Below are 25,174 nucleotides of genomic sequence, written 5' to 3'. Positions count from 1 at the left end.
TAAAAATAGTATTTATGTATTTTAACGGTAATTTTATGCATTTTATCGTATTTTTTTATAAAACTTATGATTTTTTAAATTACATTTGAATTACGATTATAGTGTAAGTCTGTTAACGGACTGAAACAAAATTCTCGTTTTTTATAAGTTGCAGATTTCTTAATTGTTATAAAATGTCGTTGGAGATCTGCAAATTTGCTAACGAAAGAATAAAAATCGGTAAAAGAGATTTTGAAACCTCTAGTCCAAAGGATTTTGTGCTTCTCAAAACAGAAAAAGTACAACAAAAGAATTTGACCATCAGTCAGTACAGTTTTACCAAAATTAAAGAAGAAACCAAATTGCAACAAATATAAAATAATCGATCTCCCTTGTAGCGAAGCCCCCCTTCGCAGCAAACGGGAATCAAACAACCCAAACCTACAAAAAATACAACGCTAATGTTATTGATAAACTTATACCTCGTAATTACCTATATCGTATCATTTGAAATCGCCAATAAAAAAGCAAATAATGGAGACGGCTGGGACGTTGAACTATTGACAACATTTATACTATTCCCTTTGGTTATGCCCATTCTGGTACTATTGGAGATTCACGCTTATCTTACTAAAAAATCGTTGTTCTAGTGATTCGTAATTCGGTAGATTGCGCGCCGGGCAAGTGATTGATCAATCCTATAAACTGTGATGGACTAAAAATTTAGCTGCAGTACTACGGATAGGAATAAAAAAAGGAGCTTCAACAGAAACTCCTTAAATTAGTATTAATTGGAGGATAAACTTATCCCACCAATTCCATTATTTTACTCTCACCAACAAGACTTACTTTAATCAAATTGTGTTTGGATAAACCTTTGGTGGCGGCATCCCATTTTTTACCGCTCAAATCCGATTTGATTTTCAATACTCCCAAATCCATTTTGTTGTCATTGGTTTTGAGTAAATCTAGAATCAATTTTTCCTCATTGGTTAATTCAATTTGAACTTGTTTTTTCTCCGGACGCATTTGCGGAAACAATAAAACTTCCTGAATAGAAGCATTATTGGTCAAGAACATCATCAATCGATCCATTCCAATTCCTAAACCAGAAGTGGGTGGCATTCCATATTCTAAAGCTCTCAAGAAATCCTCGTCAATCGTTCCGGTAGCTTCATCATCTCCTTTTTCAGACAAACGCATTTGATCTTCAAAACGTTCTCTTTGGTCAATTGGGTCATTCAATTCCGAGTAAGCGTTTGCTACTTCTTTACCACAAACCATCAATTCGAAACGTTCGGTCAAATCTGGATTGTCACGGTGTTCTTTGCAAAGCGGCGACATTTCCTTTGGATAATCGGTAATGAAAGTGGGTTGAATATAATTTCCTTCGCATTTCGCTCCAAAAATTTCATCAATCAATTTTCCTTTACCCATAGTTTCATCCACATCAATTCCCATTCCACGAGCCGCTTCGAATAATTCAGCCTCGCTTTTGCCAGAAATATCAAAACCAGTAAAATGTTTGATAGAATCGGTCATCGTCACTCGAGCATAAGGCGCTTTGAAACTAATTTTATGTTCGCCAAAAGTAGCTTCACTAGTTCCATTGACGCCAATGGCACAATGCTCTAGTAAACGCTCGGTAAAATCCATCATCCAGTTGTAGTCTTTGTAGGCTACATATATTTCCATAGCGGTAAATTCTGGGTTGTGTGTTCGGTCCATTCCTTCGTTACGGAAGTTTTTCGAAAACTCATACACACCATCAAATCCACCAACAATCAATCTTTTCAAATACAATTCGTTCGCAATACGCATATAAAGCGGGATGTCCAACGAGTTGTGGTGCGTGATAAAAGGTCTCGCCGCAGCACCACCAGGAATCGATTGCAAAACAGGAGTTTCAACCTCCAAATAGCCCGCATCGTTAAAGAAACCACGCATCGCGTTGAACAATTTAGTTCTTTTGATGAACGTCTCTTTTACATTATGATTCACAGTCAAATCCACATAACGCATTCTGTAACGCAATTCCGCATCGTTGAACGCATCGTGCACTTTTCCTTCTTCATCCACTTTGGGCAAAGGCAGCGGACGTAACGTTTTACTCAAAAAAGTAAATTCATCTACACGAATACATTGCGCACCCACTTTTGTGGTAAACAATTCCCCTTCAATACCAATAAAATCGCCCAAATCGGTCAATTTTTTGAATACTTGGTTGTACAAAGTTTTATCCTCACCCAAACACAACATATCACGATTCACGTACAATTGAATACGTCCTTCGCTATCCTGCAATTCGGCAAAACAAGCTTTTCCTTGGTCTCTCACGCTCATCAAACGTCCGGCAACAATCACCTTCTTGCCTTCCTCAAAGTTTTCTTTTATTTGTTTTGAAGTATGATTTACAGGAAAAAGATCGGCTGGATAGGGGTTAATGCCCAAATTGCGCAAGCCTTGTAGTTTTTCTCTTCGGATAATTTCTTGTTCGGATAATGCCATTGGATTCTGATTTTTAAGAGTGCAAAGATAACAAATAGATTGCAGATTTCAGAAAGCAGATTTCAGAATTTTCAGGAGCAGAAATATGGATTTTTCAATAGGCAGTCGTCCCGCTATTCGCTCTATCTTTTGTGCCGAACACCGGCACAAAAGGATGCCGCTACTATCGGGGCTAAGCGACAACTTTTTGTTTTTCATAAAACCTTTCCAAAAAAATACCAATAATTTAAATCCGTGCCAATCCGTTGTATTTGCGTCTTATCTATTAAATCAAAAATCAACATTCGTTAATCATTAATCTTAAATCTATCCTTTGTAACTTTGCAATTCAAAATAAGGCAATGAACAAAACCATCCAACTGCAAGATTTAGGACTCCAAGATTATAAAACTACTTGGGAATACCAAGAAGAATTATTCAAAGGCATTGTCGATTTGAAAATCCAAAACCGAAATTCTAACTCCCAACTTCCAACTCCCAACTTCCTGCTTTTAGTTGAGCATCCTCACGTTTATACGCTGGGGAAAAGTGGTGACTTGGAAAATTTATTGCTCAACGAAAAACAACTCGAAGCCAAAGGCGCGACTTTCTACAAAATCAATCGTGGTGGCGATATTACCTATCACGGTCCCGGACAAATCGTGGGTTATCCTATTTTAGACTTGGAAAATTTCTTTACAGATATTCATAAATACCTGCGTTTTCTTGAAGAATCTATCATCCTGACTTTGCAAGAATACGGATTGGAATGCGGACGAAGCGAAGGCGAAACAGGCGTTTGGCTCGGACTGGGAACACCATTTGCGAGAAAAATTTGTGCTATGGGTGTTCGTGCTTCTCGTTGGGTAACGATGCACGGTTTTGCCTTAAATGTAAACGTAGATTTGGGTTATTTCGACAACATTATTCCTTGTGGAATTCGTGGCAAAGCGGTAACTTCCCTAAACGTAGAGCTCGGTGTAGAAAAAGTCGATGAAGCCGAAGTGAAAGCAAAAATTCTGAAACATTTCACTCAATTATTTGAAGCAGAGTTTGTGACAAAATAGGCCACAGATGACACGGATTGAACAGATTGTCACTGATTTATTCGGGGATTAATAATTCATTGTTCTCGCTGCACACGCAACGAAACTCTTGCTGTTTGTGGTTGTTTTTCTTAACTTATCCAAGTTCTCCAAGAGTCAACTATTTTCCATTTTCCATTAATTTTTTCCAAATAAATAGATTTTCCACTTCCACATAGACGTCCACAATAATGGCTCAATTCTACATATGCTTTTTTATTATCTAAAGAAAAAATGGGGATAGTTATTTCGTAAAAATCAAATGATTCTTTGGTATTCTTTTTACCAATTTCTTTTTCTCTTGTTGTTAAATTAAATTTATCAAAAAGAACTTTGTCAATTTTAAATATTTGAGGATTTGAATTTTGATTGACCAGAGTCAACGAATCTTTAACATTAAAAAAACCTATTTTTCCATAATGTAGCAAACTTTCTATTGAAACATTCCCAAATGGAGGTGGCGGTGGCTGAGAGATTTCACCTTTTTTAGTTTTTTCAGGAATATAAATTCTTAATTTGGTCAATTCTTCACAAAGCATTCTTGAATCTTTCCCATTTTTCAAAACTTCTAAAGTGTCTTCAATAATTATTGTTTCAACAATTTGATTAATATCTTTAATTTTTGAATCTTCAAAATCGGTTTCCACGTTAGAATTTTTGCAACTCAAAATAGAAATGAAAGCAAAAAGTAAAATTGTATTTCTCATTTTGTCGGATTTTTAACGTTCCTAATCTGGTGCTCGATTGCATCGAGTACCTGCTTACTTTTATAAACTGAATAAAGCGTTTGCAACGCGGCTCTTTTCACTTGTTTTTTTATTAACCGCGTTGCAAACGCTACGTTTTTTGTCTTTTAATTTATGTAGGTACTCGATGCAATCGAGCACCAGAGAACGTGGACAAACGAGTGCTAGCGGGGTAGTTTTTTCATTCAATCCAAGTTAATTTCGATTCAATTAGTTTCCATTTGCCATTTTCATTTTTTAATATTGCTTCTCCACCTTGATAAATCATTCTAAAATAAATTTTAGCATAATTCATTTTCTTGTCAAATATGATTGAATAAGCTTCTGGATAAGTTGTTAATTGCCAATATCCTCCCCAATGTCCATCATATATTTTTATATAATTTTCGATGAACTTTTTTCTATTTTCCTTTTCATCATTGGGCGAAATTTTTGTGTCTGTAGAATCACTTAAAAAAAGACTAATTTCTTTTTCGTAATTGTTATTTAAAAAGACAATTTTTCTACTTCTAATATTGATTTTTGGTCTAAAATTAAGTATTGAATCCCTTTTTATAAACTTTAGATTTTCAAATCTTATGTTGTTTGGATTGTATCTTTCAATAACTCTTTCAGATAATTTTCCATTGTTCTTTTTTAGTAAATTTTGCTTTATAGAATCTGACAATTTACTTTGGGATATTCTTAAAGGAATATATTGTTCAACTTCTTTTTTTGAATAATATATTTTGTCCGTAAAAAATATTTTCAATCTATTTTGAACAACATAATATTTTACTTTTTTATAAATTTTATTTCCAAATTCTGAACCGCCAAGTTTTTGTATTCGACTTGGATTATAGAATTCAATATATGCATTATAAACTTGCTTCAAAGTGTCATTTAGAATATTTTCTTCTTCTTTTGATAAAGGCTTTATATCATTTTCCCATTTCAAGAAAAATTCTTTAAGTAATTCTTTTGAATTAGTTTTATATGCAATATCTAATTGCTTTTTTTCAATACTTTGAGATTGAGCAATAAATGATATTACTAATAAAAATATGGTTGTTAGGTTTTTCATAAAATTACTGCAAACGTCCCGCTACTACAGCGGGTTTGGGACTAAATTAAGCTCTATTTTCGGATTTGCCAAATATTCCCAAATACAAAACCAACTTTCCATTAAGCCAATTGCCCAAATCCGTTGTAGTAGCTGTTGGCAAATCGGTTTTATTTATGTTCAATACTTATGTTAAAGTACTTTTTAATAAAAATAGTTGTCTTTTCGATTTCAGTGGCGTTTAATTCAAGATGTGAAAAAATATACTTTTTATTATTATGAAGGTTTAATCTAATATCACTTTCGGATAATACTATACTTTCAATATGTTCAATTTCAAAACTATTTATTTCTTTTCCGTTTTCTAAATACAACTTTCCGTTATCATTTTTAACTAATACTGATGGAATAAAAATTAAACCCTTAAAAATAAAAATCAATCCTGATATAAAATAAAGTACAGATAATAATTTTTCATTTTCGGTTATAAAGAAAAATATTATTGAAAAAAAACAATAAATTACACCGAAAATGAAAGGTATAATACTATAATAATTATCGTTATTACTTTTTATTCTGATTTCGTTTTCAGGTTTGTTTTTTGAATATCTAATGGATTCAAAAATATCAATAATATATAAAAACGGTATAAAAAGAGGTAAACATTCACTGAAATTTGGAATGTATTTGTTTATATCAATAAATATTGACAACGTAATAATGAGTAAAAATATAGTTGTAAATATTAGACCTAGTTTATCTTTTTTTTGAAACTTCATTCCTTTGTTTGTTTCTTTCGTTTTTTCAAACTGTTTGCCAACTACATTATATACGCATAAAATTACCAGTTTTTATTCCAAATGGGTATGTTATGCGCAAGTTTTTACTAGTATTTATGCGGATAATTTTTAATTTATGCAACACAAATATATAAATAATTCTTTACAAATCATCAAAAGAATTTTTATTAAAAAACAACCTAAATCTCCAATTTCAACTGCTCGGGCAACAATCTGAAACTCATTCGGTGGTATTTGGTAGTGCCGTATTTTCGGATGGCTTCACGATGTTCCATAGTAGGATAGCCTTTGTTTTTCTTCCAATTGTACATCGGGAATTCCTCGTGAATAGCGTTCATATATTCGTCGCGATAGGTTTTTGCCAAAACGGAAGCGGCAGCAATACTCAAATATTTCGAATCGCCTTTTATAATACTTTGGTTGGGAATCGATTTCAAAAATTCGATTTCTTCTTTTGTAAATTGTTTTCCAAAACTGTTTTTTAAACCCAATTTAGCATTCAAAGCGCGATTGCCATCCACGATTATGAACTCGGGAGTGGTGTTTAATTTCAAAATAGATTCCTGCATTCCTTTCATCGAGGCATTCAGGATATTGATTTCGTCAATTTCTTTCGGATGCAAATGCGTTACAGCAAACGAAACAGCGTATTCTTCGATAATGGGACGGAGTTTTTCTCGGATTTTTTCAGACAGTTGTTTGCTGTCGTTTAGTTGTTCTAATAGAAATTTTATAACATCCGTTTTAGCTCCCTCTCCTTTGGAGAGGGTTGGGGACAGGATCACAGCTGCCGCCGTAACGGGACCAGCCAAACAACCGCGACCGGCCTCGTCGGTACCGGCTTCTAGAATGCGATTCGAAAAATTTGTATGCAGCATTTGGAACTATTTGAAGACAAATATTAACATTTTTTGCGAAATAGTAGGTTTTAGATTTGACAACTTTCAAAAAGTTGTCAAATCTTGTGGTGTTGGACCGCGTGAGGGATGGCAGTGGAGCTCTTTTTATCAATTGCCACGGGTTTAAACCCGTGGCAATTGATAAAAAAGCGAGAACGTACAGCCCGACCCGAAGTTTTTCACGAAGGGGCACGCCCAAATAAAACTGCTTTTTTATCTATTTTCTGAAATTTCCAAAAAAAGTATATCTTTAGCCAACCAAAAAAACCAAAATAATATGCAAGACAACAACGAAGAACATTTTAAAAGAGAACTCGGATTACTAGACGGAACAATGCTCGTGGTGGGCTCGATGATTGGTTCGGGAATATTTATTGTAAGCTCAGACATCGCTAGACAAGTAGGTTCGGCAGGATGGCTTACTTTAATCTGGGTGATTTCGGGATTAATCACAATGATTGCTGCAGTAAGTTATGGCGAGTTGAGTGCGATGTTCCCCAAAGCAGGCGGGCAATATGTGTATCTCAAGGAAGCTTATAATAAACTAATTGCTTTTCTCTATGGTTGGAGTTTTTTTGCTGTTATTCAAACAGGAACGATTGCCGCAGTAGGTGTAGGTTTTTCAAAATTTGCAGCTTATTTAGTACCGCCTTTAAGCGATGAAAATATTCTTTGTGAAATAGGCTCTTTCAAACTCAATGCGGCTCAAATTGTTTCAATAGTAATGATTGTTTTATTGACATACATTAATAGTAGAGGAGTAAAAAAAAGTAAAATAATGCAAACCGTTTTAACAATTATCAAGATTTTGTCTTTGTTTGGTTTGATTGTTTTTGGTTTTCTTTTGGCTGCCAAAGCCGATATTTGGAATGCAAACTGGGCTGATGCTTGGAATACTCGTTCCTTTAATGTGGATAATGGTTCTTGGATGCCAATTGGCGGGACGGCTTTAATTACCGGGATTTCGGCAGCGATGGTAGGTTCTTTGTTTTCAAGTGATGCTTGGGTTGGTGTTACTTTTATTGCTGGCGAAATCAAAAATCCAAAGCGGAATGTGGGGCTAAGTTTGTTTCTTGGCACTTTTATAGTGACCATTATTTATGTCTTGACTAATTTGATGTATCTTGCAGTTATTCCGTTGGACGAAATAGCAACTGCAAAATCTGATAGAGTTGCTGTCGTGGCTTCCCAATATACTTTTGGTGATATGGGCACCATTATTATTGCAGTAATGATTATGATTTCGACTTTTGCCTGCAATAATGGTGCAATAATGGCTGGAGCCAGAGTATATTACACAATGGCAAAAGACGGTTTGTTTTTAAAGAAAGCGGCCAGCCTAAATGAAGCTAGTGTGCCAGAATATGCTTTGTGGGTACAATGTATTTGGGCTTCGGTTTTGTGTTTGACAGGAAAATATGGTGATTTGCTCGATTTTGTAATCATTATCGTATTGATATTTTACATATTGACAATCTATGGAATATTTATTCTACGCAATAAAATGCCCGATGCCGATAGACCTTATAAGGCTTTTGGTTATCCTTTCTTACCGTTGTTGTACATTGTAATTGCGTCGGCTGTTTGTGTTTCGTTGTTGTTGACTAAATTCTCGACTTGTGGCTGGGGTGTTTTGATTATGCTAACAGGAATTCCAGTGTATTATATGACTAAACAGAAAGAGTAGTGCTTATTTGAAATAGATTTCACAAATTAATCTGTGGGAATTTGTGAAAAAATCTGTGTCAAGCTTGTGCATTTTAATACAAAAATCCGTCTCGTTATACAACTTGACGGATTTTGAATTTTATAAGATTTAAGTCTTACTATTAATAAATTATAGGCTTCACTAGTTCTGCAATACGCTGTCCACGTTTTCGAATGGCAATCCCCAAGCTTGGGCAACTCCTTCATAAACTACTTTTCCGTTGGCTACGTTGAGTCCTTTTTTCAATTCTTCGTTTTCAGCACACGCTTTTTTCCATCCTTTGTTGGCCAATTGCAAAGCATAAGGTAAAGTAGCATTAGTTAGAGCCAAAGTAGAAGTATAAGGAACGGCTCCTGGCATATTGGCAACACAGTAGTGAACGATATCATCGATGATGAATGTTGGATTTTCGTGGGTTGTTGGAGTACAAGTTTCGATACAACCGCCTTGATCTACCGCAACATCAACTACCACAGTTCCTGGGTGCATTAATTTTAGCATATCGCGAGTGATTAAGTGAGGCGCTTTGGCTCCTGGAATTAATACGGCTCCAACAATCAAATCGGCTTCGGCAATAGCTTCGCGAATGTTATAATGATTAGACATAACTGTAGTTACATTGGCTGGCATAATATCGGCCAAATGACGTAAACGAGGTAAGCTTACATCCATAATCACGACCCTTGCGCCGAATCCGGCAGCCATTTTTGCGGCTTGTGTTCCTACGATTCCGCCTCCTAAAACCAAAACTTTTGCTGGTGGAACTCCCGGAACACCTCCAAGAAGGATTCCTTTTCCTTTCATTGGTTTTTCAAGATATTTTGCGCCTTCCTGAATAGCCATTCTTCCAGCAACTTCTGACATAGGTACCAATAAAGGCAAACTGCGATCTGATTTTTCTACTGTTTCGTAGGCCAAACAAACTGCTTTTTGCTCGATCATTGCGTGAGTCAACGGTTCGCAAGAGGCAAAGTGGAAATAGGTGAAAAGTAATTGATCTTTTTTGATTAATGGATATTCCGAAGCGATCGGTTCTTTTACTTTGATGATCATCTCGGCAATGTCATAAACAGCTTCTATGGTCGGTACTATTTCAGCTCCAGCCGCGGTGTATTCCTCGTCGCTTAGACCGCTATTTTCGCCAGCGCCTTTTTGGACATAAACTAGGTGACCGTTTTTTTTGAATTCGGCTACTCCTGCCGGTGTAAGTGCTACACGATTTTCGTTGTTTTTGATTTCTTTTGGGACTCCGATGATCATAATGTATAAGATTTTATTGTTAGTGAATAGTATCGCAAAGTTAGTATTAAAGTAAATGCACGTAGTTTTATACATAAAACTAAGAAAATATTTATTTTATTTATTATATTTGGATAAAATATTTCTTTAAAGAGTGCAAATGGTATTTCGAAAACGAAAAAACAACTATTAAAAGAGGATTCATTTAATTTTTTTTAAAATATGATACTAGACGAAACCGACAAAAAAATCTTACGACTGCTTCAAGAAGATGCTCATTTGACCTTGAAAGATATTGCGGGAAAAATAAATCTTTCGCTGACACCCGTTCACGACCGGATGAAACGGATGGAAAAAGAAGGGATTATCGAAAAATACGTTACGATTTTAAACAAAAAAAAATTAGGCCAAAACCTAATTATATATTGTCAAGTGACCCTAATCAAGCAAACACACGATATTTCGGAAGGCTTTAATCAATCGATTATGAATATGCCTGAAGTTTTGGAATGTAATTTTGTTTCAGGAAATTTCGATTATTTGCTCAAAGTAGTCTTGCCCGATATGGAAAGTTACCATTATTTTCATCAAAAAAAATTATCGGTTTTGCCTGAGGTTTCGCTGATAAATAGTTTTTTTATTATCTCCGAAGTCAAGAGCACAACAGTTTTGCCGATATAAAAAGAGAACCGCAGATACAGAGATTTTTAAATTAATCTGTGCATCTGCGGTCTGTTTTTACTCTATTTTATGAGTTTATTTTAAATGATAATGCAACTTGAAATGTTGTGCATATTTAATTTTTTCAAACCATTAAGGTCAGTAAGTTTGCTTCGCTTTTGTCTATAAAGATATCCTGTAAAACTTAATGCTCTAAATGGTTTAAAATATTTGCACTTCTTTTTACACAAAAAACTGTAATATCTAAATGATAATTCGGATGATTTCTCCTCTTTTATTGATCATTTCCATTTGAACGCTTTCGTTTTCAGCTTTAGTATTGAAAACTCTCGAAGCCGATTCGATGTCCTTGATTTTGATATTATCAATGCTCAAGATGATATTTCCAATGAGGTCTGCCTCGTATTGTTTTAAGTTTTCATTGGTAACCGATTTTATTTTCACTCCATCGGCAAGACGAAACCTTTTTTTGTCGTTGGCATCGATATTTTCTAATTCTAAACCTTTAAATTCAGAACTGAAAATTTCGTTTTTACTCAAAACTACCGAGGCTACTTTGTTTTTTCCTTCTCTGATATACATAACTTCCACCTTATCGTTGGGTCTTTTGGTGTTGATATAACCCGAAAGATCGGCATAAGTTGCAATGTTTTGATTGTCAAGCTTGACGATGATGTCACCTTTTTGCAAACCGGATTTTTCGGCTCCCGATTTTTTTCTGACATTACTGATATAGAATCCTTGCGTTTCACTTACGCCCAATTCTTTGGATGCTTTCGCGTTCAATTCGCCTCCTTCAACCCCCAGAACGCCTCTTTGCACATTGCCAAATTCTATCAAATCATCGATTATTTTTCGAGCATTATTCGAAGGAATGGCGAAAGAATATCCAGTATAACTTCCTGTTGGAGAAGATATCATAGTGTTGATTCCAATTAATTCACCTCTAGTATTTACCAAGGCACCACCACTGTTTCCTGGGTTTACAGCTGCATCAGTTTGGATGAAAGATTGAATGCCACTGGTGTCTAAATTTCTGGCTTTGGCCGAAATAATTCCTGCCGTAACGGTCGAAGTTAAATTATAAGGGTTTCCAACGGCCAAAACCCATTCGCCAATTTTTACCGAATCCGAATTGGCAAAAGTGGTATAAGGTAATTTATCCTCGGCATTGATTTTTAATAAGGCAATGTCCATTTTCGAATCGGTGCCGATGAGTTTGGCTTTATACGATTTCTTATTGTTCAGGGTGATTTCGATTTCGGTGGCATCTTTGATCACGTGATTGTTAGTCACGATATACCCGTCTTCCGAAATGATTACCCCGGAGCCTGTCCCCACTTGTTCTTGTTGCTGTCCGCCTTGAAAACCGTAGAAATATTCCAATATTGGATTGGAAACGGTGGTACGCGAAACATTTTTTACGTGAACGACGGTGTGTATAGTCTTGTCGGCGGCTGCAGTAAAATCGACAGCTTCAGCAGATAAACCCACATTCCGTCCAAACGATGGTTCGGCTTGAGTTACAATTGAATTTTTCGAAAAATAGCCATTGTCATCAAAAAGTAATTTATAGGAGGCTAATGTTACAGCTCCGCTTAACAATGACACTAAAAAAAGATTGGAAAATCGTTTCATTTTAATTAGTTATTTAAGAATTTACACTGTAAAATTATGAATTTTGTTTTTTCAAAAAAGCAGTTTAACGCTCACTTAACAGACTTTAACGTATCATTAATAATTTGGTTTGTGCCACGAGGTCCCAAAGACACCAAGACAAAGAAGTTCCAAAAAATGGTATAGTAATCGTTGGGATAAATTTGTGATTTAAGGAATTGCGTTTTTAATTAAAACTTTTTATGCTTGAATCTTTGCGACAGAAATTAGCCACGGCATTCACTGTTAAAAAAAGTTGACACAGATTTGCTTCGTCTGTTCGCTATCGCTCGGGTTACAAATTGACACAGATTTCAATTTATTTTTATTACACGAATTATTAAAACAACTAAAATTCGTGGAATTTAATTTTAAAACAAATACAATTTGTGCTAATTCGTGTAATTGCTTCGCCAGTTCACTTCGTTCGTGTCGTGTCTGAGAATTTTAAACGCGAATGCCCTGGAAATTAACTTAATGTTTTCAATTCAAATTTGTACTTTTGCAGTTCTTAAATTGAGCCAAAATGCAAATAGAATTTTACAAATACCAAGGAACCGGAAATGATTTCGTGATGATTGACAATCGTTCTGGTTTTTTCCCAAAGGAAAATAATGAACTCGTGGCGCGTCTGTGTGATCGACGTTTTGGAATTGGTGCTGACGGCTTGATTTTATTAGAAAACAACCCGATGTCCTCCATAATCGCTATGCCGTCCGATTTCCGGATGGTCTATTACAATTCGGATGGAAATCTAAGCTCAATGTGCGGCAATGGTGGCCGTTGTATTGTTGCCTTTGCCAAAAAACTGAATATTATCCAGAACAGCTGTATGTTTATGGCTGCAGATGGTTGGCATCACGCTTCTGTTGACGAGAATGGCGTTGTCTCTCTTAAAATGATTGATGTGACGGATATAAAAAAAGAGAGCGATTATACTTTTATGAATACCGGCTCGCCGCATCACGTGCAATTGGTTGAAGATTTGGAACATTATAATGTAAAAGAAAACGGAGCTGCGCTTCGTTACGGTTCATTATACGGAAAAGTAGGAAGCAATATCAATTTCGTAAAAAAAATTAATGAGGATACGTTCTCGCTTCGCACTTACGAAAGAGGGGTTGAGGATGAAACTTTGGCTTGTGGAACTGGCGCAACCGCAGTTGCCATTGCAATGAATGCTACAGGACAAACCGATGCAACTTCGATTAATTTGAACGTGGAAGGCGGAAAATTAGCCGTTTCTTTTGATAAAAAGGGGGATATTTTTACCAATGTTTTCTTGATTGGTCCGGCGGAATTTGTTTTTAAAGGGGTGGTTGAGGTTTAAAAACTTCTAACTTCTAACTTCTAACTTCTAACTTTGAAAATGATCACACTAAAAGGCGAAAACATCTACCTCCGAGCACTCGAACCCAATGATTTGGAGTTTGTATATGCTATGGAAAACGACCAAAGCATTTGGGAAGTCAGCAATACGCAAACGCCTTATAGTCGGTTTTTGGTGAAGCAATACCTCGAAAATGCACATCAGGATATTTATGAAGCCAAGCAATTGCGATTGGCGATTTGTCAGGATGAAGATTTTCCAGCCCTTGGACTAATCGATTTGTTTGATTTTGACCCCAAAAATAATCGCGCAGGAATTGGCATCGTCATTCAAGGTGCTGAACATAGAAAACAGAATATTGGGTCCGAAGCTTTGGAGCTTTTGATTCGATATGCTTTTTATCATTTGAACTTGCATCAATTGTATGCAAATATTGGAACAGAAAATGCAGCCAGTTTGGCACTTTTTGCTAAATTTGGATTCGAAAAAATAGGCACCAAAAAAGATTGGAATTTAGTGAAAGGCCAATATCAGGACGAAGCTATTTTTCAGTTAATTAACAAAATTTAAATCATATCGTTTTGGATAAAAAGAAAATCATAACCATCGTATCTGTTGTTTTAATGTCAGTTTTGCTAATTTATGGAGGAATTTTGGCGAATCAAGTTTTTTCAAAAAACACTAAGTTTTCCCAAAAGGAGTTCTACGTTCAAGTGCCAACGGGCTCAAGCTATGAAGATGTCAAGAAAATACTGGAGCCCTTGGTCGAAAATATGAATCGTTTTGAAATGGTAGCCAATAAACGAAGCTATCCCGAAAACGTAAAACCAGGTCGGTTTTTATTGACTAATGGGATGAATAGTTATCAGTTGGTTAAAGCCTTAAGGAGTAATGTTCCTGTAAAATTGGCTTTTAATAATCAGGAACGATTAGAAGATTTTGCTGGAAGAATAAGTTCACAAATCGAACCCGATAGCTTATTGTTAATAAATACATTTCAAGATTCCACTTTTTTAAAAGAAAATAATTTTACTAGCGAAAATGTTTTTGTAATGTTTATTCCCAACACTTATGAAGTGTATTGGAATATTTCAGCTGAGAAATTTCGGGACAAAATGATCAAGGAATATCATAATTTCTGGAATAAAGAGCGAACCGAAAAGGCAGCAAAACAAAGTTTGACACCTGTAGAAGCCACTATTTTAGCTTCGATTGTACATAAAGAATCGGTCAAAAAGGACGAAAGACCGAGAATTGCTGGAGTATATTTGAATAGAATGAAATTGGAAATGCCGCTTCAAGCGGACCCTACTGTTATTTTTGCAAAAAAATTGAAGGACAATGATTTCAAGCAAACAATCAAAAGAGTCTTTTACAATGATTTGTTTTTGAATTCGCCTTACAATACCTATAAAGTGATTGGGCTTCCGCCTGGACCTATTGCTATGCCTGATATTACCGCACTTGAAGCAGTTTTGGCACCAGAAAAACACGATTTTATCTATTTCTGTGCCAGTGTGGATCGTTTTGGATATCACGAATTTGCTGCAACTTTGCCAGAGCATAATGTGAATGCCAAGAAATATTCGGATTGGATTAACGGCCAAGGAGTGGCAAGATAATTTTGAAGCATAGACAATACATTAGTTTGTTTTTGTTGGTGTTCCAAAGCGTTTTGGCGCAAAAATCATTCGATAATTTTTTCAAACCGGCCGATTCTTTACATCAGAAAAGACAAAATTCGGTCTTCATTTCAGAAGCAGTTGTAGGTTCTGCGGCTTTGATTGGGTTAAATCAACTTTGGTATGCCGATTATCCTAAAGCCGATTTTCATTTTATCAATGACAATTCCCAGTGGTTGCAAATGGACAAATTAGGGCATCTCTATTCGTCTTACCACCTAGGTCGTTATGGTGCCGAGGCTTTAAATTGGAGTGGTGCTAGCAAGAAGAATCAATTGCTTTATGGAGCCGGTTTGGGATTTGTGTTCTTAACCGCTGTTGAAGTGATGGATGGCTATTCAGCCGAATGGGGAGCATCTGCGGGCGATATCTTTGCCAATGCGGTTGGAACGGCCTTGTTCGTTTCTCAAGAGATAATTTGGAAAGAGCAGCGTATTATTCCCAAATTTTCATACCATAAAACGCAATATTCAGATTATAGACCTGATGTTTTGGGAAGTACTTTTTCGGAGCAAATTCTCAAAGATTATAACGGACAAACCTATTGGTTGTCGGTCAATTTATATTCCTTTACTAAAACTTCAAAAATACCCAAGTGGTTGAACCTTGCTTTTGGTTACGGAGCAGAAGGGATGATTAGCGGAAATGGGGGAGATTTTGCCTTAGTACTAGACCAAAAAATAGAAAAAAACCGACAATTTTACCTCAGTTTGGACGTCGATTTGACAAAAATCGAGACGAAATCACATTTTTTGAAGACTTTTTTTTCCGTTTTTAACACGATAAAAATTCCAGCGCCAACGATTGAGTACTCGCCTCAGAGCGGTTTCAAGTGCTATGCTTTTTATTTTTAGAAAAGTTTAACAGCTTGATTTTCAGTTATATTTTTGGTTTTTGGCATTTTTGAGTATCTTTGCACCGCAGAAATTTCAAAGGGTGACAGCGTTTGAAGAAAAACATTTTATGATAAACAAGTGGACTTTTTATGCCAGTTTGACTCTTATTATTGCCTTTTTAAGCGCGGGTTTTAAACCTGCAAATTCAGATGCTAGCGATTGGTTTCTTATCAATGAAAACGACGAAGCACACTACTTATTTCCTTCAGAAAAACCAGATGAATACACCAGCTTAAACATTCCTTATACAGGAAAATTTTTTGTGGGATATAAGGAAGCAATTGCTCATAAGGAATCTCAGGGGAAATACAAAAAAGTAAATTCTTTAGGGTATTTGGGGAAATACCAGTTCGGTGAAGCAACCTTGAAAACGGTCGGAATTCACGATAGTAGCCGGTTTTTAAATAGTCCCAAAATGCAAGAAAAAGCTTTTGTGACTCTTCTTGCTCAAAATAAAGCGATTTTAAAGGATGTTATTGATAAATATGAAGGTCAAGTCGTTGCCGGAATATTGATAACAGAATCGGGAATTTTGGCCGCAGCACATCTCGGTGGGCCAGGTTCGGTTAAAAAATTCTTTAAGTATGACGGCAAACGCTATTTCAAGGATGCCTATGGTACCTCGATACGAAGTTATATGAGAGAATTTGGCGGATATGAAACTTCAGGAATTGAAGCTGATAGTAACGCTAAAGTGCAATAAATATAAAGAGATTAAAAATGCAGGTTCTACTGGGTTTTGTGTGAGAATAAATTTGAAATTAATTTAAACCACATAGAAAAGTAGTCGAAATTGTTAAAAAAGATTGACATAGAAAATTCTTTTTGCACATAGTGCTTTGCATACTATGCAAAAGCGAAGCTTTCTAAAAATAAAATCTACATCCTGATAGCTATCGGAACCTTATTAAAAACTATGTGGTAAAAAAAACTTCACAACATTTCCAGTAATACCAAAATGCAAAACCATCAGCAACAGTTGATGGTTTTTTTGCTTTTTACATTTTATGAATGATAAAAATGGTCGGCCGATTGTGTAAATCTACTTTTATTTTTTTCCAATCTGCAGCTCTCATTGTTTTGATGAATTCGGTAGGTAGAGTAATGTCTGTAGCAACACAAATAAAGGTCGCTGGATTCACAGCCTGAATGATATCCTCGAGCATTTTATTATTACGATACGGAGTCTCTATAAATATCTGAGATTGATTTTTGTCTTGTGATAACTTTTCTAAATTTTTCAGAGCGCTTTTTTTCTCGGCTTTGTCGATTGGAATGTAGCCGTTGAACGCAAAACTTTGACCATTCATACCAGAGGCCATAATTGCCAATAAAATGGAAGAGGGTCCAACCAATGGCACTACTTGGATTCCTTTCTCATGCGCCAATTTCGCAATGACAGCGCCAGGATCGGCTACGCCTGGACATCCGGCTTCACTCATTAAGCCCACATTTTTTCCGGCTAAACATGGTTGTAGCATTTTTGCGTGTTCAGAAACTTCGGTGTGTTTATTCAAAGCACTTAATCGTAAGGAAGCTTGAATCTTTTCGGGTTGAATGCTTTTTATAAATTTTCGAGCCGTTTTTTCGTTTTCGACAATATAATCCTCAATGAAATCGATAGTTCTTTTGATGGTTTGAGGCAAAACATCATTGGGGTCACCCTCGCCTAAAGTGGTTGGGATTAAATAAAGTTTTCCAAGAAGGGGGTTTGATTTCATTTATTAAATACAATTCTATAATTTGCGTGAGATTATTTTACTTTCTTGAAAACATCTTCAACTTCAATTTTCATTTCTGGAAAAAGAATACTTTTTATTATTTCACCTTCTGAAAATGGTTTTGATCCAATATATTCTCCATCTTTAAGTGTATAAACCAAAACAATATGTTCTTCGGGTTCAACAATCCAATATTCTTTTACGCCACTTTCTTGATATAAATTAAACTTGGTATCGACATCGTGTTTGCTGTTTTTTGGCGACAAAATCTCTACTATTAGGTCCGGAGCGCCATTACAGCCTGTGTCATCCAATTTATTTTCATCACAAATAATGCACAAATCTGGTTGTACTACGGTAGTGTTTTTTTTTGCAGATTTTATAGGCAATCGAACATCAAAAGGAGCAACATATACGCTGCAACTATGGTTCTGAAAAAAACTATAAATTTTCCAATTCAAATTTTGTGATATGGTTTGATGATTTCTGCTCGGCGCAGGACTCATTTTTAGGATAAAACCTTTTATCAATTCTACACGCTCGGAAAATTGCCATAGCAAATAATCCGAATACGTATAGGTTTTTGTTAAATCTAAATCCGAAAAGTTTTTTACTATGGTTGGCATAACGAATTCGTTTTTTACAAAGTTAAAAAAAAACTATCAATTGTTTTCTTGCTTTTTATGAAGTAGCAAAAAGTAAAGAGAAAGGGTGGTTTAGCAATGTTTTTCGATGAGTTTTTTTGCAATAACCTCACAAGTTTCATCCAGCATTTTATAGACTGATTCAAAACCGTGGGCTACTCCATAATAAGGGTCTGGTACATCTACATTTTCATCGGGAAACAATTCATTTAAAATGAGCTGTACCTTTTTTGTTTGTTCCAAATTGTCGGCAAGACGTACAACATCCTGATAATTAGCAATATCCATAACATAGATGTAGTCAAAAGCATCAAAATCATCTTTAGTAAATTGTCTGCCTCGCTGTTGCGAAATATCGAGCTTGTGCTTTTTGGCAATGGCTATAGAGCGTGGGTCAGGGTGCCGGCCAATATGCCAAGCACCTGTTCCTGCAGAATCCACTAGGAATTTTTTTTTGGGAAGTTTTGAAGCTAAAATTCCTTCAGCTAAAGGAGATCTACAAATATTCCCCAAACAAACCATTAAAATTTTGATGGACATAAACGTTTATAGCGTTAGTTTTTTATTGATGTCTTCGACAAATTTTTTAAATTGCTTATCAGTGGCAACTAAATTATCAACGGTTTTACAAGCGTGCAAAACGGTTGCGTGATCGCGATCGCCTATTTGCGAGCCAATGTTTGCCAAAGATGCTTTGGTGAATTTTTTGGCAAAAAACATAGCCAATTGACGGGCTTGAACAATATGTCTTTTTCTGGTTTTAGATTGTAATGTTTCTACATCGAGTTGGAAATAATCCGATACAATTTTTTGAATGTAGTCGATAGAAATTTCGCGTTTTACATTTTTTACGAACTTTTCAACAACATTTTTGGCGAGTTCTATTGTTACTTCTTTTTTGTTAAAAGAAGATTGTGCAATCAAAGAGATTATTGCCCCTTCAAGTTCTCTAACATTCGATTTGATGTTTCGAGCCACATATTCAATGATATCTTCTGGAATTTCGACACCATCGCGATACAAAATATTTTTGAGGATTGAAATTCTGGTTTCGTAATCAGGTTGGTGCAATTCTGCCGACAATCCCCATTTGAAACGGGACAATAAACGTTGTTCGATGTCCTGCATATCAACAGGAGCTTTGTCCGAAGTTAAGATAACTTGTTTTCCGTTTTGGTGTAAATAATTGAAAATATGGAAAAACACGTCTTGCGTTCCTGATTTTCCCGACAGGAATTGCACATCGTCAATGATTAAAACGTCTATCAATTGATAGAAATGAATAAAATCATTTCGGTTGTTTTTCTTAACGGAATCAATATATTGTTGGGTAAAAATTTCGGCCGATATGTATAAAACTGTTTTTTCTGGATATTTATCTTTGATTTCAACTCCAATAGCGTGCGCTAAATGGGTTTTTCCTAAACCGACTCCGCCAAAAATTAATAAAGGATTGAATGAAGTCCCACCTGGTTTATTGGCCACAGCCATACCGGCAGAACGTGCCAATCTGTTGGAGTCTCCTTCTAAGAAATTGTCAAAACTATAGTTCGCATTCAGTTGTGATTCGATCTTAAGGTTTCGAATCCCGGGAATTACAAAAGGATTTTTGAGTTCTGGATTTAGATTTTTGTATGGAGCATCAACATCTTGTGGTTTCATAGGCACACGATTCGAACTAGGTAATTGTTCCGTAAACGGTTGTTTATTACCATAAGTGTTTTCCATTTTAATTTTATAGAGTAACTTTGCATTTTTCCCGAGTTCTTTGGTTAGAGCTACTTTCAATAATTTAACATAGTGTTCTTCTAGCCATTCGTAAAAAAATTTACTTGGTACTTGAATGTAAAGTGCATTATCGGTAAGTTCAACTGACTTGATGGGTTCGAACCAAGTTTTGTACGCTTGGTCGGGTATATTATCTTTTATAAAAGAGAGGCAGTTTTCCCATACTGATTGTGCAGTCTTGTTCATAAATTTGGTTAAATTATTTCGTTCTGTAATGTTTTTCTATAAAAAAATATGATAGGTAGGGTCTATTTTTTTGGGATAACAAATATGTGAATAAAATTAGCTAAAAAAAAATATTTTAGATGTAAATTTTACAAAATATTGTTGTATGGAGTGTGTAATTTTTTAATTTTTAAAAGCAAAATTTAATGGAATATCATCAAACTCAAATTCGAGTTCGTTACTCAGAAACCGATCAAATGCGGGTTGTTTATCACGGAAATTATGCCCAATATTTTGAGATAGGAAGGGTCGAATGGCTTAGAAACAAAGGAATATCATATAAATGGATGGAAGAAAACGGAATTATGCTCCCTGTCGTATCGCTCAGCATGAATTATAAAAAACCGGCTCGATATGATGAACTTTTAACCTTAAAAACAATTCTGAAAAATAGGACGACTGTTAAGATTGAATTTGACTATGAACTTTACAACGAAAGTGATGAGTTATTAACAACTGGCAATTCTATTTTGGTTTTTGTTGATATGAAAACAGGCAAACCTATGAGTCCGCCTCAATATATTTTAGATGTATTAAATAGAACTTAAAAAAAGGTGCCGTTTTTTAAAAAAATGACAAAAACAACTCTTTTTTTTAATTTTGTTTCAGTTGTTTAATTTTGACTTCAAACATAGAATCAAAAATGTCGAAAATCATTTCGGCATTTTTTTTTCGGGTCACAATTTCGATTTCGCAACTCATTTCCATAGTTTGAGCCACTATTTCCAGTTTTTTTTCTTTTACTACCCGCATTACTTTATTTATGTTTTTATAATCGAATGCAATAATAAAATGAATATTGATGGTTTTTTCGATTATTTCAGCCGATTCTAATGTCATTTGAGCGGCAGTTCGATAAGCCGAAATCAAGCCGCCAACTCCCAGTTTGATACCTCCAAAAATTCGGACAATCACCACCAAAACATTGGTTATGCCAAAAGATTGAATTTGGCCATAGATGGGCATCCCGGCGGTATTACTTGGTTCACCATCGTCATTTGCTCTATACATAATAGAATGGGTTCCTAGTTGATAGGCATAGCAATAATGAACAGCATTGGGGTGTTGCTTTTTTAAAACATCCAAAATGGGCTTAACTTCGGCTTCAGATTCAATTGGAAAACTGTAACCGAAAAATTTGCTGTTTTTTTCTTTGAAAAGAATTTCATCCGAAGGAAAGGCGATGGTTTTATAGGTGTCTTGCATTTTTAATGGCAAAATTCAAATTCAAAATCAATTAGTAATAGAAAGGGCTTGATTTTAATGCTTTGTTTTTCATTGCTATTGCCATTGAATTTTTTTACAATTCAAATTCTTTTTTCTGGAATAAATCGACCACATCTTCCTGACCCACTTGAAGATTCCAAACTTGAATTCCAAGTGCAAGTGCTGCATCGGTATTCTCTTTTTTGTCATCAACAAAAAGGGTGCGTTTTGGCGATAATTCGTGGTTTTGTATTAAATATTCAAAGATTTCTGCATCGGGTTTCCGCATACCCATTTCAAACGAAAAATACACTTTTTCAAAACATAAGTAAAAATCTTTAGTAAAGGATAGGCCGTTTTCGCGCTCGAAAGTGTCGATATGAATCGAATCGGTATTGCTCAATAAAAACAATCGGTATTTTTTGGCGAGTTTTTGAAGGAATTCTAAACGGCGCAAAGGAAAATCCAACAGAATAGAGTTCCAAGCGTAAAGAATCTCTTCTATCGATGCGTTTGGCAGCTGTTTTTGGAAGCCGGCCAAGAAATTTTCTTCGGAAATTTGCCCTTTTTCGAATTGTAGATTCAATTGATTCAAGTCCTCATTCCATTGGGTTAATCCCAATTTTTTCAGTTCAAGAATAGGCGCTTCTTTATCTAAATTGATAAAAATATCTCCAAAATCAAAAATAATTGTATTAATCATTATTTCTAGAAATTAAAAGTAAGTCATTTGTTATGGCGAGAGAAGTGTTCTTTTTTAGCGCTAAAAATGGCGCTTTTATCCCAGTTTCAAAGCGACAATTTCCATTGAAAATACGTGCTTCATCCCAAAGATTTTCGTCGATAAAAGTTTGTATAGTTTGCGAACCGCCTTCAATAATTACCGATTGAATTTGGTGTTTGTACAATACATTTAATAGCTGTTCGGCCAAATTTTGTTTAAAGTCGATGACCTCAAAGGTAGTGTTTTCTTCATTAATTGCGATTGATGCATTCGAAAAAATGATGGTTTTCGATTGGTTGTCAAATAGATGATTGTCTTTTGCAATCCGATTATTTTGGTCTAAAACGATTCGGATAGGGTTTTTACCAGTCCAATCTCGAACATTCAATTTTGGATTGTCGTCAATAGCAGTCTGCGTTCCCACGAGAATTGCCTGTTCTTCGCTGCGCCATTTGTGCACTAACTGACGTGAAAAGGTATTGGTAATCCAAACAGGTTTTTGTTCTGACTTGGTCAATGGCGCAATAAAACCGTCCTGACTTTCGGCCCATTTCAATATAATAAAAGGTCTTTTCTTTTTGTGAAATGTAAAAAAGCGTTTGTTAAGCTCGTTACACTCGGCTTCGAGTAAGCCAACAGTAACATTTTTTCCGGCTTCGATTAATTTTTTGATTCCGTTTCCAGCCACTTTTTTATTGGGATCCACTGTTCCAACCACCACATTTGGAATCCCGTTTTCGATGATCAAATCACAACAAGGCGGTGTTTTTCCGAAATGACTGCAGGGTTCCAAGCTTACATAAATTGTCGATTTTTTCAGCAACGACTTGTCTTTTACGGAATTTACGGCATTCACTTCGGCGTGTGGTTCCCCCGATTTTTTATGCCAGCCTTCGCCAATGATTTTGCCATCACACACAATAACGCTACCTACCATTGGGTTAGGATAGGTTGTTCCCAAACCATTTTTGGCAAGTTCGAGACATCGGCGCATATATTGAGTATGTTTTTCCACAAAGGCAAAAGTAATGATTTTGAGTTTAGTCCCGAGATTTCGGGATTAGTTTTGAAACTTTAGAAAATTACCATAAACAATAGCTATTTTTGTGTTACAGAATCAATATTTCAAAGAATGGAAAATTGGATTATTAGAAAAATTGAAAAGAAAGACAATCCTGCGGTTGCCAGTTTAATACGCGCTGTTTTTGACGAATTGAACATTCCGAAAGTAGGTACTGCGTACGCTGACCCTTATTTGGATTTGATGTTTGAGGAATACAACAAATCAAAATCGGTTTATTTTGTAGTAGAAAGTGAGGGCAAAATTCTTGGTGGAGCTGGAGTAGCGCCACTTGAAAATGAAGCCGACACCATTTGTGAATTACAAAAAATGTATTTTCTGCCCGAAATTCGTGGTTTGGGAATAGGAAGCCAAATGATGTACAACTGTTTGCAAGCCGCCAAGGATTTTGGTTATAGAAAATGCTATCTCGAAACGATGCCATTTATGCACGATGCCCAGAAACTCTACAAAAAAGTAGGTTTCGAATATATTTGTGCGCCAATGGGAAGTACAGGCCACGTTTCTTGTCCTGTATGGATGTTGAAGGAATTAGCCCCTAAGCTCGAAGAGGGAACAAAAAATAGCATTGCAAATGAAAATTAAACAATACAGAACCCAATTTATTCAGGAGCTTTCGGCCATTTATGATGCTGGAGAAGCGGAAAGTTTTTTCTATTTGATTTTGGAAGAAAAGCAAAAGCTGAAAAGAATTGACTTTGCTTTGGATCCTGATTTGACTTTTTCTGATGATGAAATTGAGATTTGGAACTCCATTTTAGAACAACTGAAGCAAGAAATTCCAGTGCAATACCTATTAGGGAAAACCAGTTTTTATGGTTTGGATTTTGAAGTCAATGAAAATGTCCTGATTCCAAGACCCGAAACCGAAGAATTGGTGGAATGGATTATACAAAGTGGGAAGATGGAAGCGGGAAGAGGGGAGCGGGAAGATGGGAGTAAAAATTTAAAAATTTTGGACATTGGAACGGGGAGTGGTTGTATCGCTATTTCGTTGGCTAAAAATATTTCAAATGCGGAAGTTTTCGCTATTGATGTTTCGGAAAAAGCATTGGCAACAGCCCAGAAAAATGCCGAAATTAATGAAGTCAAAGTGATTTTTATAAATACCAATATTTTAGAGACGGATGATTTAGAAAAACTTCCCACTTCCCACTTCCCACTTCCCACTTATTTTGACATTATCGTTTCGAATCCTCCTTATGTTCGAGAGTTTGAAAAAGAGGAAATCAAGAAAAATGTCTTAGACAACGAACCGCATTTGGCACTATTTGTTGATGATAATGATGCCCTTGTTTTTTACAGAAAAATAGCCGAATTAGCCCAGAAAAACCTTTCTCCAAACGGACAATTATTCTTCGAAATCAATCAATATTTAGGGAAGGAAATGATAGGATTGCTCGAAAATATGGGTTTCAAAAACATTGAATTGCGCAAAGATATTTATGGGAATGATAGAATGATTCGAGGCACAATTTAAGTGTTCGGTGATCAGTTTTTGAGTGTTCAGTCTTTTGACCACTTCATTTTTTTGTAAATTCGCAAAAATTCTCTG

General features: G+C 35.6%; 27 protein-coding genes. 13 read left to right on the top strand and 14 right to left on the bottom strand.

The genetic code is table 11. The annotated features are described in order from the left end of the window. Positions 1 to 173 precede the first annotated feature (173 nt). Together E1750_RS07125 and E1750_RS07120 are read left to right on the top strand one after the other, a co-directional pair. Positions 174 to 356 (top strand): hypothetical protein, encoded by a 183-nt coding sequence (locus tag E1750_RS07125; RefSeq protein ID WP_133276114.1) that lies wholly within the window; start codon positions 174 to 176, stop codon positions 354 to 356. A gap of 84 nt (positions 357 to 440) precedes the next feature. Continuing rightward, positions 441 to 629, top strand: a complete 189-nt coding sequence (locus tag E1750_RS07120; protein WP_133276113.1) for a hypothetical protein — start codon at positions 441 to 443, stop codon at positions 627 to 629. 154 nt (positions 630 to 783) lie between these two features. On the opposite strand, the gene lysS is transcribed toward E1750_RS07120, so the two are convergent. After that, entirely contained in the window at positions 784 to 2,487 is a 1,704-nt protein-coding gene (gene lysS / locus E1750_RS07115; RefSeq protein WP_133276112.1) for a lysine--tRNA ligase, read from the bottom strand. A 341-nt stretch (positions 2,488 to 2,828) separates the two neighbouring features. Between lysS and lipB the strand changes: the two genes are divergently transcribed. After that, a complete protein-coding gene (lipB, locus tag E1750_RS07110) occupies positions 2,829 to 3,533 on the top strand; it encodes a lipoyl(octanoyl) transferase LipB (protein ID WP_133276111.1) in 705 nt (234 codons plus the stop codon). A gap of 110 nt (positions 3,534 to 3,643) precedes the next feature. On the opposite strand, the gene E1750_RS07105 is transcribed toward lipB, so the two are convergent. The 4 genes from E1750_RS07105 to E1750_RS07090 form a co-directional block, all read right to left on the bottom strand. Continuing rightward, a complete protein-coding gene (locus tag E1750_RS07105) occupies positions 3,644 to 4,258 on the bottom strand; it encodes a hypothetical protein (protein ID WP_133276110.1) in 615 nt (204 codons plus the stop codon). Between the two features lie 220 nt (positions 4,259 to 4,478). Continuing rightward, positions 4,479 to 5,360, bottom strand: coding sequence for a hypothetical protein (locus E1750_RS07100; RefSeq protein WP_133276109.1), 882 nt, complete (start codon positions 5,358 to 5,360; stop codon positions 4,479 to 4,481). Between the two features lie 149 nt (positions 5,361 to 5,509). Further along, positions 5,510 to 6,118 carry a hypothetical protein gene (locus E1750_RS07095; protein WP_133276108.1) on the bottom strand — a complete coding sequence of 203 codons (609 nt, stop codon included), beginning with the start codon at positions 6,116 to 6,118 and terminating at the stop codon, positions 5,510 to 5,512. A 200-nt stretch (positions 6,119 to 6,318) separates the two neighbouring features. After that, entirely contained in the window at positions 6,319 to 7,017 is a 699-nt protein-coding gene (locus tag E1750_RS07090) for a ribonuclease HII (protein ID WP_133276107.1), read from the bottom strand. A gap of 298 nt (positions 7,018 to 7,315) precedes the next feature. Here E1750_RS07090 and E1750_RS07085 point away from each other — a divergent pair, with 298 nt between their 5' ends. After that, on the top strand, positions 7,316 to 8,725 hold the full coding sequence (locus tag E1750_RS07085) for an APC family permease (protein WP_133276106.1): 1,410 nt from the start codon (positions 7,316 to 7,318) through the stop codon (positions 8,723 to 8,725). 162 nt (positions 8,726 to 8,887) lie between these two features. On the opposite strand, the gene ald is transcribed toward E1750_RS07085, so the two are convergent. Continuing rightward, positions 8,888 to 10,006, bottom strand: a complete 1,119-nt coding sequence (gene ald, locus E1750_RS07080) for an alanine dehydrogenase (RefSeq protein ID WP_133276105.1) — start codon at positions 10,004 to 10,006, stop codon at positions 8,888 to 8,890. A 201-nt stretch (positions 10,007 to 10,207) separates the two neighbouring features. Between ald and E1750_RS07075 the strand changes: the two genes are divergently transcribed. Beyond that, positions 10,208 to 10,666: an Lrp/AsnC family transcriptional regulator gene (locus tag E1750_RS07075; RefSeq protein ID WP_133276104.1), complete on the top strand. Its 459-nt coding sequence runs from the start codon at positions 10,208 to 10,210 to the stop codon at positions 10,664 to 10,666. A 243-nt stretch (positions 10,667 to 10,909) separates the two neighbouring features. On the opposite strand, the gene E1750_RS07070 is transcribed toward E1750_RS07075, so the two are convergent. After that, positions 10,910 to 12,304, bottom strand: a complete 1,395-nt coding sequence (locus E1750_RS07070; protein WP_133276103.1) for a S1C family serine protease — start codon at positions 12,302 to 12,304, stop codon at positions 10,910 to 10,912. A 544-nt stretch (positions 12,305 to 12,848) separates the two neighbouring features. Between E1750_RS07070 and dapF the strand changes: the two genes are divergently transcribed. The 5 genes from dapF to E1750_RS07045 all read left to right on the top strand — a co-directional run bounded on the left by dapF (position 12,849) and on the right by E1750_RS07045 (position 16,933). Then, positions 12,849 to 13,652, top strand: a complete 804-nt coding sequence (gene dapF, locus E1750_RS07065; protein ID WP_133276102.1) for a diaminopimelate epimerase — start codon at positions 12,849 to 12,851, stop codon at positions 13,650 to 13,652. A gap of 39 nt (positions 13,653 to 13,691) precedes the next feature. Next, the gene (locus E1750_RS07060; protein ID WP_133276101.1) at positions 13,692 to 14,222 is read left to right on the top strand and encodes a GNAT family N-acetyltransferase; all 531 of its coding nucleotides are present in this window, start codon (positions 13,692 to 13,694) and stop codon (positions 14,220 to 14,222) included. Between the two features lie 11 nt (positions 14,223 to 14,233). Next, entirely contained in the window at positions 14,234 to 15,274 is a 1,041-nt protein-coding gene (mltG, locus tag E1750_RS07055) for an endolytic transglycosylase MltG (protein WP_133276100.1), read from the top strand. Further along, a complete protein-coding gene (locus E1750_RS07050) occupies positions 15,271 to 16,188 on the top strand; it encodes a DUF2279 domain-containing protein (RefSeq protein ID WP_133276099.1) in 918 nt (305 codons plus the stop codon). The genes mltG and E1750_RS07050 overlap by 4 nt, the downstream gene beginning before the upstream one ends. Positions 16,189 to 16,297: 109 nt before the next feature. Then, positions 16,298 to 16,933 (top strand): peptidoglycan-binding protein LysM, encoded by a 636-nt coding sequence (locus E1750_RS07045; protein WP_133276098.1) that lies wholly within the window; start codon positions 16,298 to 16,300, stop codon positions 16,931 to 16,933. A 295-nt stretch (positions 16,934 to 17,228) separates the two neighbouring features. Here E1750_RS07045 and E1750_RS07040 read toward each other — a convergent pair whose 3' ends face one another. The 4 genes from E1750_RS07040 to dnaA all read right to left on the bottom strand — a co-directional run bounded on the left by E1750_RS07040 (position 17,229) and on the right by dnaA (position 20,569). After that, positions 17,229 to 17,951, bottom strand: a complete 723-nt coding sequence (locus tag E1750_RS07040) for an SAM-dependent methyltransferase (protein ID WP_133276097.1) — start codon at positions 17,949 to 17,951, stop codon at positions 17,229 to 17,231. Positions 17,952 to 17,983: 32 nt separating this feature from the next. Then, on the bottom strand, positions 17,984 to 18,577 hold the full coding sequence (locus E1750_RS07035) for a Uma2 family endonuclease (protein ID WP_133276096.1): 594 nt from the start codon (positions 18,575 to 18,577) through the stop codon (positions 17,984 to 17,986). Between the two features lie 90 nt (positions 18,578 to 18,667). After that, positions 18,668 to 19,135, bottom strand: a complete 468-nt coding sequence (locus E1750_RS07030) for a low molecular weight protein-tyrosine-phosphatase (RefSeq protein WP_133276095.1) — start codon at positions 19,133 to 19,135, stop codon at positions 18,668 to 18,670. Positions 19,136 to 19,141: 6 nt separating this feature from the next. Continuing rightward, positions 19,142 to 20,569 (bottom strand): chromosomal replication initiator protein DnaA, encoded by a 1,428-nt coding sequence (gene dnaA / locus E1750_RS07025; RefSeq protein WP_133276094.1) that lies wholly within the window; start codon positions 20,567 to 20,569, stop codon positions 19,142 to 19,144. Positions 20,570 to 20,754: 185 nt separating this feature from the next. On the opposite strand from dnaA, the gene E1750_RS07020 reads away from it, so the two are divergent. Continuing rightward, positions 20,755 to 21,156 carry an acyl-CoA thioesterase gene (locus E1750_RS07020; RefSeq protein WP_133276093.1) on the top strand — a complete coding sequence of 134 codons (402 nt, stop codon included), beginning with the start codon at positions 20,755 to 20,757 and terminating at the stop codon, positions 21,154 to 21,156. Between the two features lie 46 nt (positions 21,157 to 21,202). On the opposite strand, the gene E1750_RS07015 is transcribed toward E1750_RS07020, so the two are convergent. From E1750_RS07015 to ribD, 3 genes are all read right to left on the bottom strand, one after another. Then, on the bottom strand, positions 21,203 to 21,814 hold the full coding sequence (locus E1750_RS07015; RefSeq protein WP_133276092.1) for an IMPACT family protein: 612 nt from the start codon (positions 21,812 to 21,814) through the stop codon (positions 21,203 to 21,205). A gap of 94 nt (positions 21,815 to 21,908) precedes the next feature. Continuing rightward, entirely contained in the window at positions 21,909 to 22,517 is a 609-nt protein-coding gene (locus E1750_RS07010; protein ID WP_133276091.1) for an HAD family hydrolase, read from the bottom strand. Next, positions 22,510 to 23,553 carry a bifunctional diaminohydroxyphosphoribosylaminopyrimidine deaminase/5-amino-6-(5-phosphoribosylamino)uracil reductase RibD gene (gene ribD, locus E1750_RS07005; protein ID WP_133276090.1) on the bottom strand — a complete coding sequence of 348 codons (1,044 nt, stop codon included), beginning with the start codon at positions 23,551 to 23,553 and terminating at the stop codon, positions 22,510 to 22,512. Before ribD ends, E1750_RS07010 begins: the two co-directional genes overlap by 8 nt. A 117-nt stretch (positions 23,554 to 23,670) precedes the next feature. On the opposite strand from ribD, the gene E1750_RS07000 reads away from it, so the two are divergent. Next, the gene (locus E1750_RS07000; RefSeq protein ID WP_133276089.1) at positions 23,671 to 24,204 is read left to right on the top strand and encodes a GNAT family N-acetyltransferase; all 534 of its coding nucleotides are present in this window, start codon (positions 23,671 to 23,673) and stop codon (positions 24,202 to 24,204) included. Then, positions 24,194 to 25,099, top strand: a complete 906-nt coding sequence (gene prmC, locus E1750_RS06995; RefSeq protein ID WP_133276088.1) for a peptide chain release factor N(5)-glutamine methyltransferase — start codon at positions 24,194 to 24,196, stop codon at positions 25,097 to 25,099. The genes E1750_RS07000 and prmC overlap by 11 nt, the downstream gene beginning before the upstream one ends. Positions 25,100 to 25,174: the final 75 nt, after the last annotated feature.

The sequence above is a fragment of the Flavobacterium nackdongense genome, assembly GCF_004355225.1.
Lineage (GTDB): Bacteria > Bacteroidota > Bacteroidia > Flavobacteriales > Flavobacteriaceae > Flavobacterium > Flavobacterium nackdongense.
The sequence above is the reverse complement of the archived record's forward strand: the minus strand, read 5'-3'. Positions and strand labels throughout refer to the sequence as shown.

Coding starts and splice junctions, on each gene's coding strand:
- E1750_RS07125 (WP_133276114.1), top strand. CDS start 174: ATGTCGTTGGAGATCTGCAAATTTGCTAACGAAAGAATAAAAATCGGT.
- E1750_RS07120 (WP_133276113.1), top strand. CDS start 441: ATGTTATTGATAAACTTATACCTCGTAATTACCTATATCGTATCATTT.
- lysS (WP_133276112.1), bottom strand. CDS start 2,487: ATGGCATTATCCGAACAAGAAATTATCCGAAGAGAAAAACTACAAGGC.
- lipB (WP_133276111.1), top strand. CDS start 2,829: ATGAACAAAACCATCCAACTGCAAGATTTAGGACTCCAAGATTATAAA.
- E1750_RS07105 (WP_133276110.1), bottom strand. CDS start 4,258: ATGAGAAATACAATTTTACTTTTTGCTTTCATTTCTATTTTGAGTTGC.
- E1750_RS07100 (WP_133276109.1), bottom strand. CDS start 5,360: ATGAAAAACCTAACAACCATATTTTTATTAGTAATATCATTTATTGCT.
- E1750_RS07095 (WP_133276108.1), bottom strand. CDS start 6,118: ATGAAGTTTCAAAAAAAAGATAAACTAGGTCTAATATTTACAACTATA.
- E1750_RS07090 (WP_133276107.1), bottom strand. CDS start 7,017: ATGCTGCATACAAATTTTTCGAATCGCATTCTAGAAGCCGGTACCGAC.
- E1750_RS07085 (WP_133276106.1), top strand. CDS start 7,316: ATGCAAGACAACAACGAAGAACATTTTAAAAGAGAACTCGGATTACTA.
- ald (WP_133276105.1), bottom strand. CDS start 10,006: ATGATCATCGGAGTCCCAAAAGAAATCAAAAACAACGAAAATCGTGTA.
- E1750_RS07075 (WP_133276104.1), top strand. CDS start 10,208: ATGATACTAGACGAAACCGACAAAAAAATCTTACGACTGCTTCAAGAA.
- E1750_RS07070 (WP_133276103.1), bottom strand. CDS start 12,304: ATGAAACGATTTTCCAATCTTTTTTTAGTGTCATTGTTAAGCGGAGCT.
- dapF (WP_133276102.1), top strand. CDS start 12,849: ATGCAAATAGAATTTTACAAATACCAAGGAACCGGAAATGATTTCGTG.
- E1750_RS07060 (WP_133276101.1), top strand. CDS start 13,692: ATGATCACACTAAAAGGCGAAAACATCTACCTCCGAGCACTCGAACCC.
- E1750_RS07045 (WP_133276098.1), top strand. CDS start 16,298: ATGATAAACAAGTGGACTTTTTATGCCAGTTTGACTCTTATTATTGCC.
- E1750_RS07040 (WP_133276097.1), bottom strand. CDS start 17,951: ATGAAATCAAACCCCCTTCTTGGAAAACTTTATTTAATCCCAACCACT.
- E1750_RS07035 (WP_133276096.1), bottom strand. CDS start 18,577: ATGCCAACCATAGTAAAAAACTTTTCGGATTTAGATTTAACAAAAACC.
- E1750_RS07030 (WP_133276095.1), bottom strand. CDS start 19,135: ATGTCCATCAAAATTTTAATGGTTTGTTTGGGGAATATTTGTAGATCT.
- dnaA (WP_133276094.1), bottom strand. CDS start 20,569: ATGAACAAGACTGCACAATCAGTATGGGAAAACTGCCTCTCTTTTATA.
- E1750_RS07020 (WP_133276093.1), top strand. CDS start 20,755: ATGGAATATCATCAAACTCAAATTCGAGTTCGTTACTCAGAAACCGAT.
- E1750_RS07015 (WP_133276092.1), bottom strand. CDS start 21,814: ATGCAAGACACCTATAAAACCATCGCCTTTCCTTCGGATGAAATTCTT.
- E1750_RS07010 (WP_133276091.1), bottom strand. CDS start 22,517: ATGATTAATACAATTATTTTTGATTTTGGAGATATTTTTATCAATTTA.
- E1750_RS07000 (WP_133276089.1), top strand. CDS start 23,671: ATGGAAAATTGGATTATTAGAAAAATTGAAAAGAAAGACAATCCTGCG.
- prmC (WP_133276088.1), top strand. CDS start 24,194: ATGAAAATTAAACAATACAGAACCCAATTTATTCAGGAGCTTTCGGCC.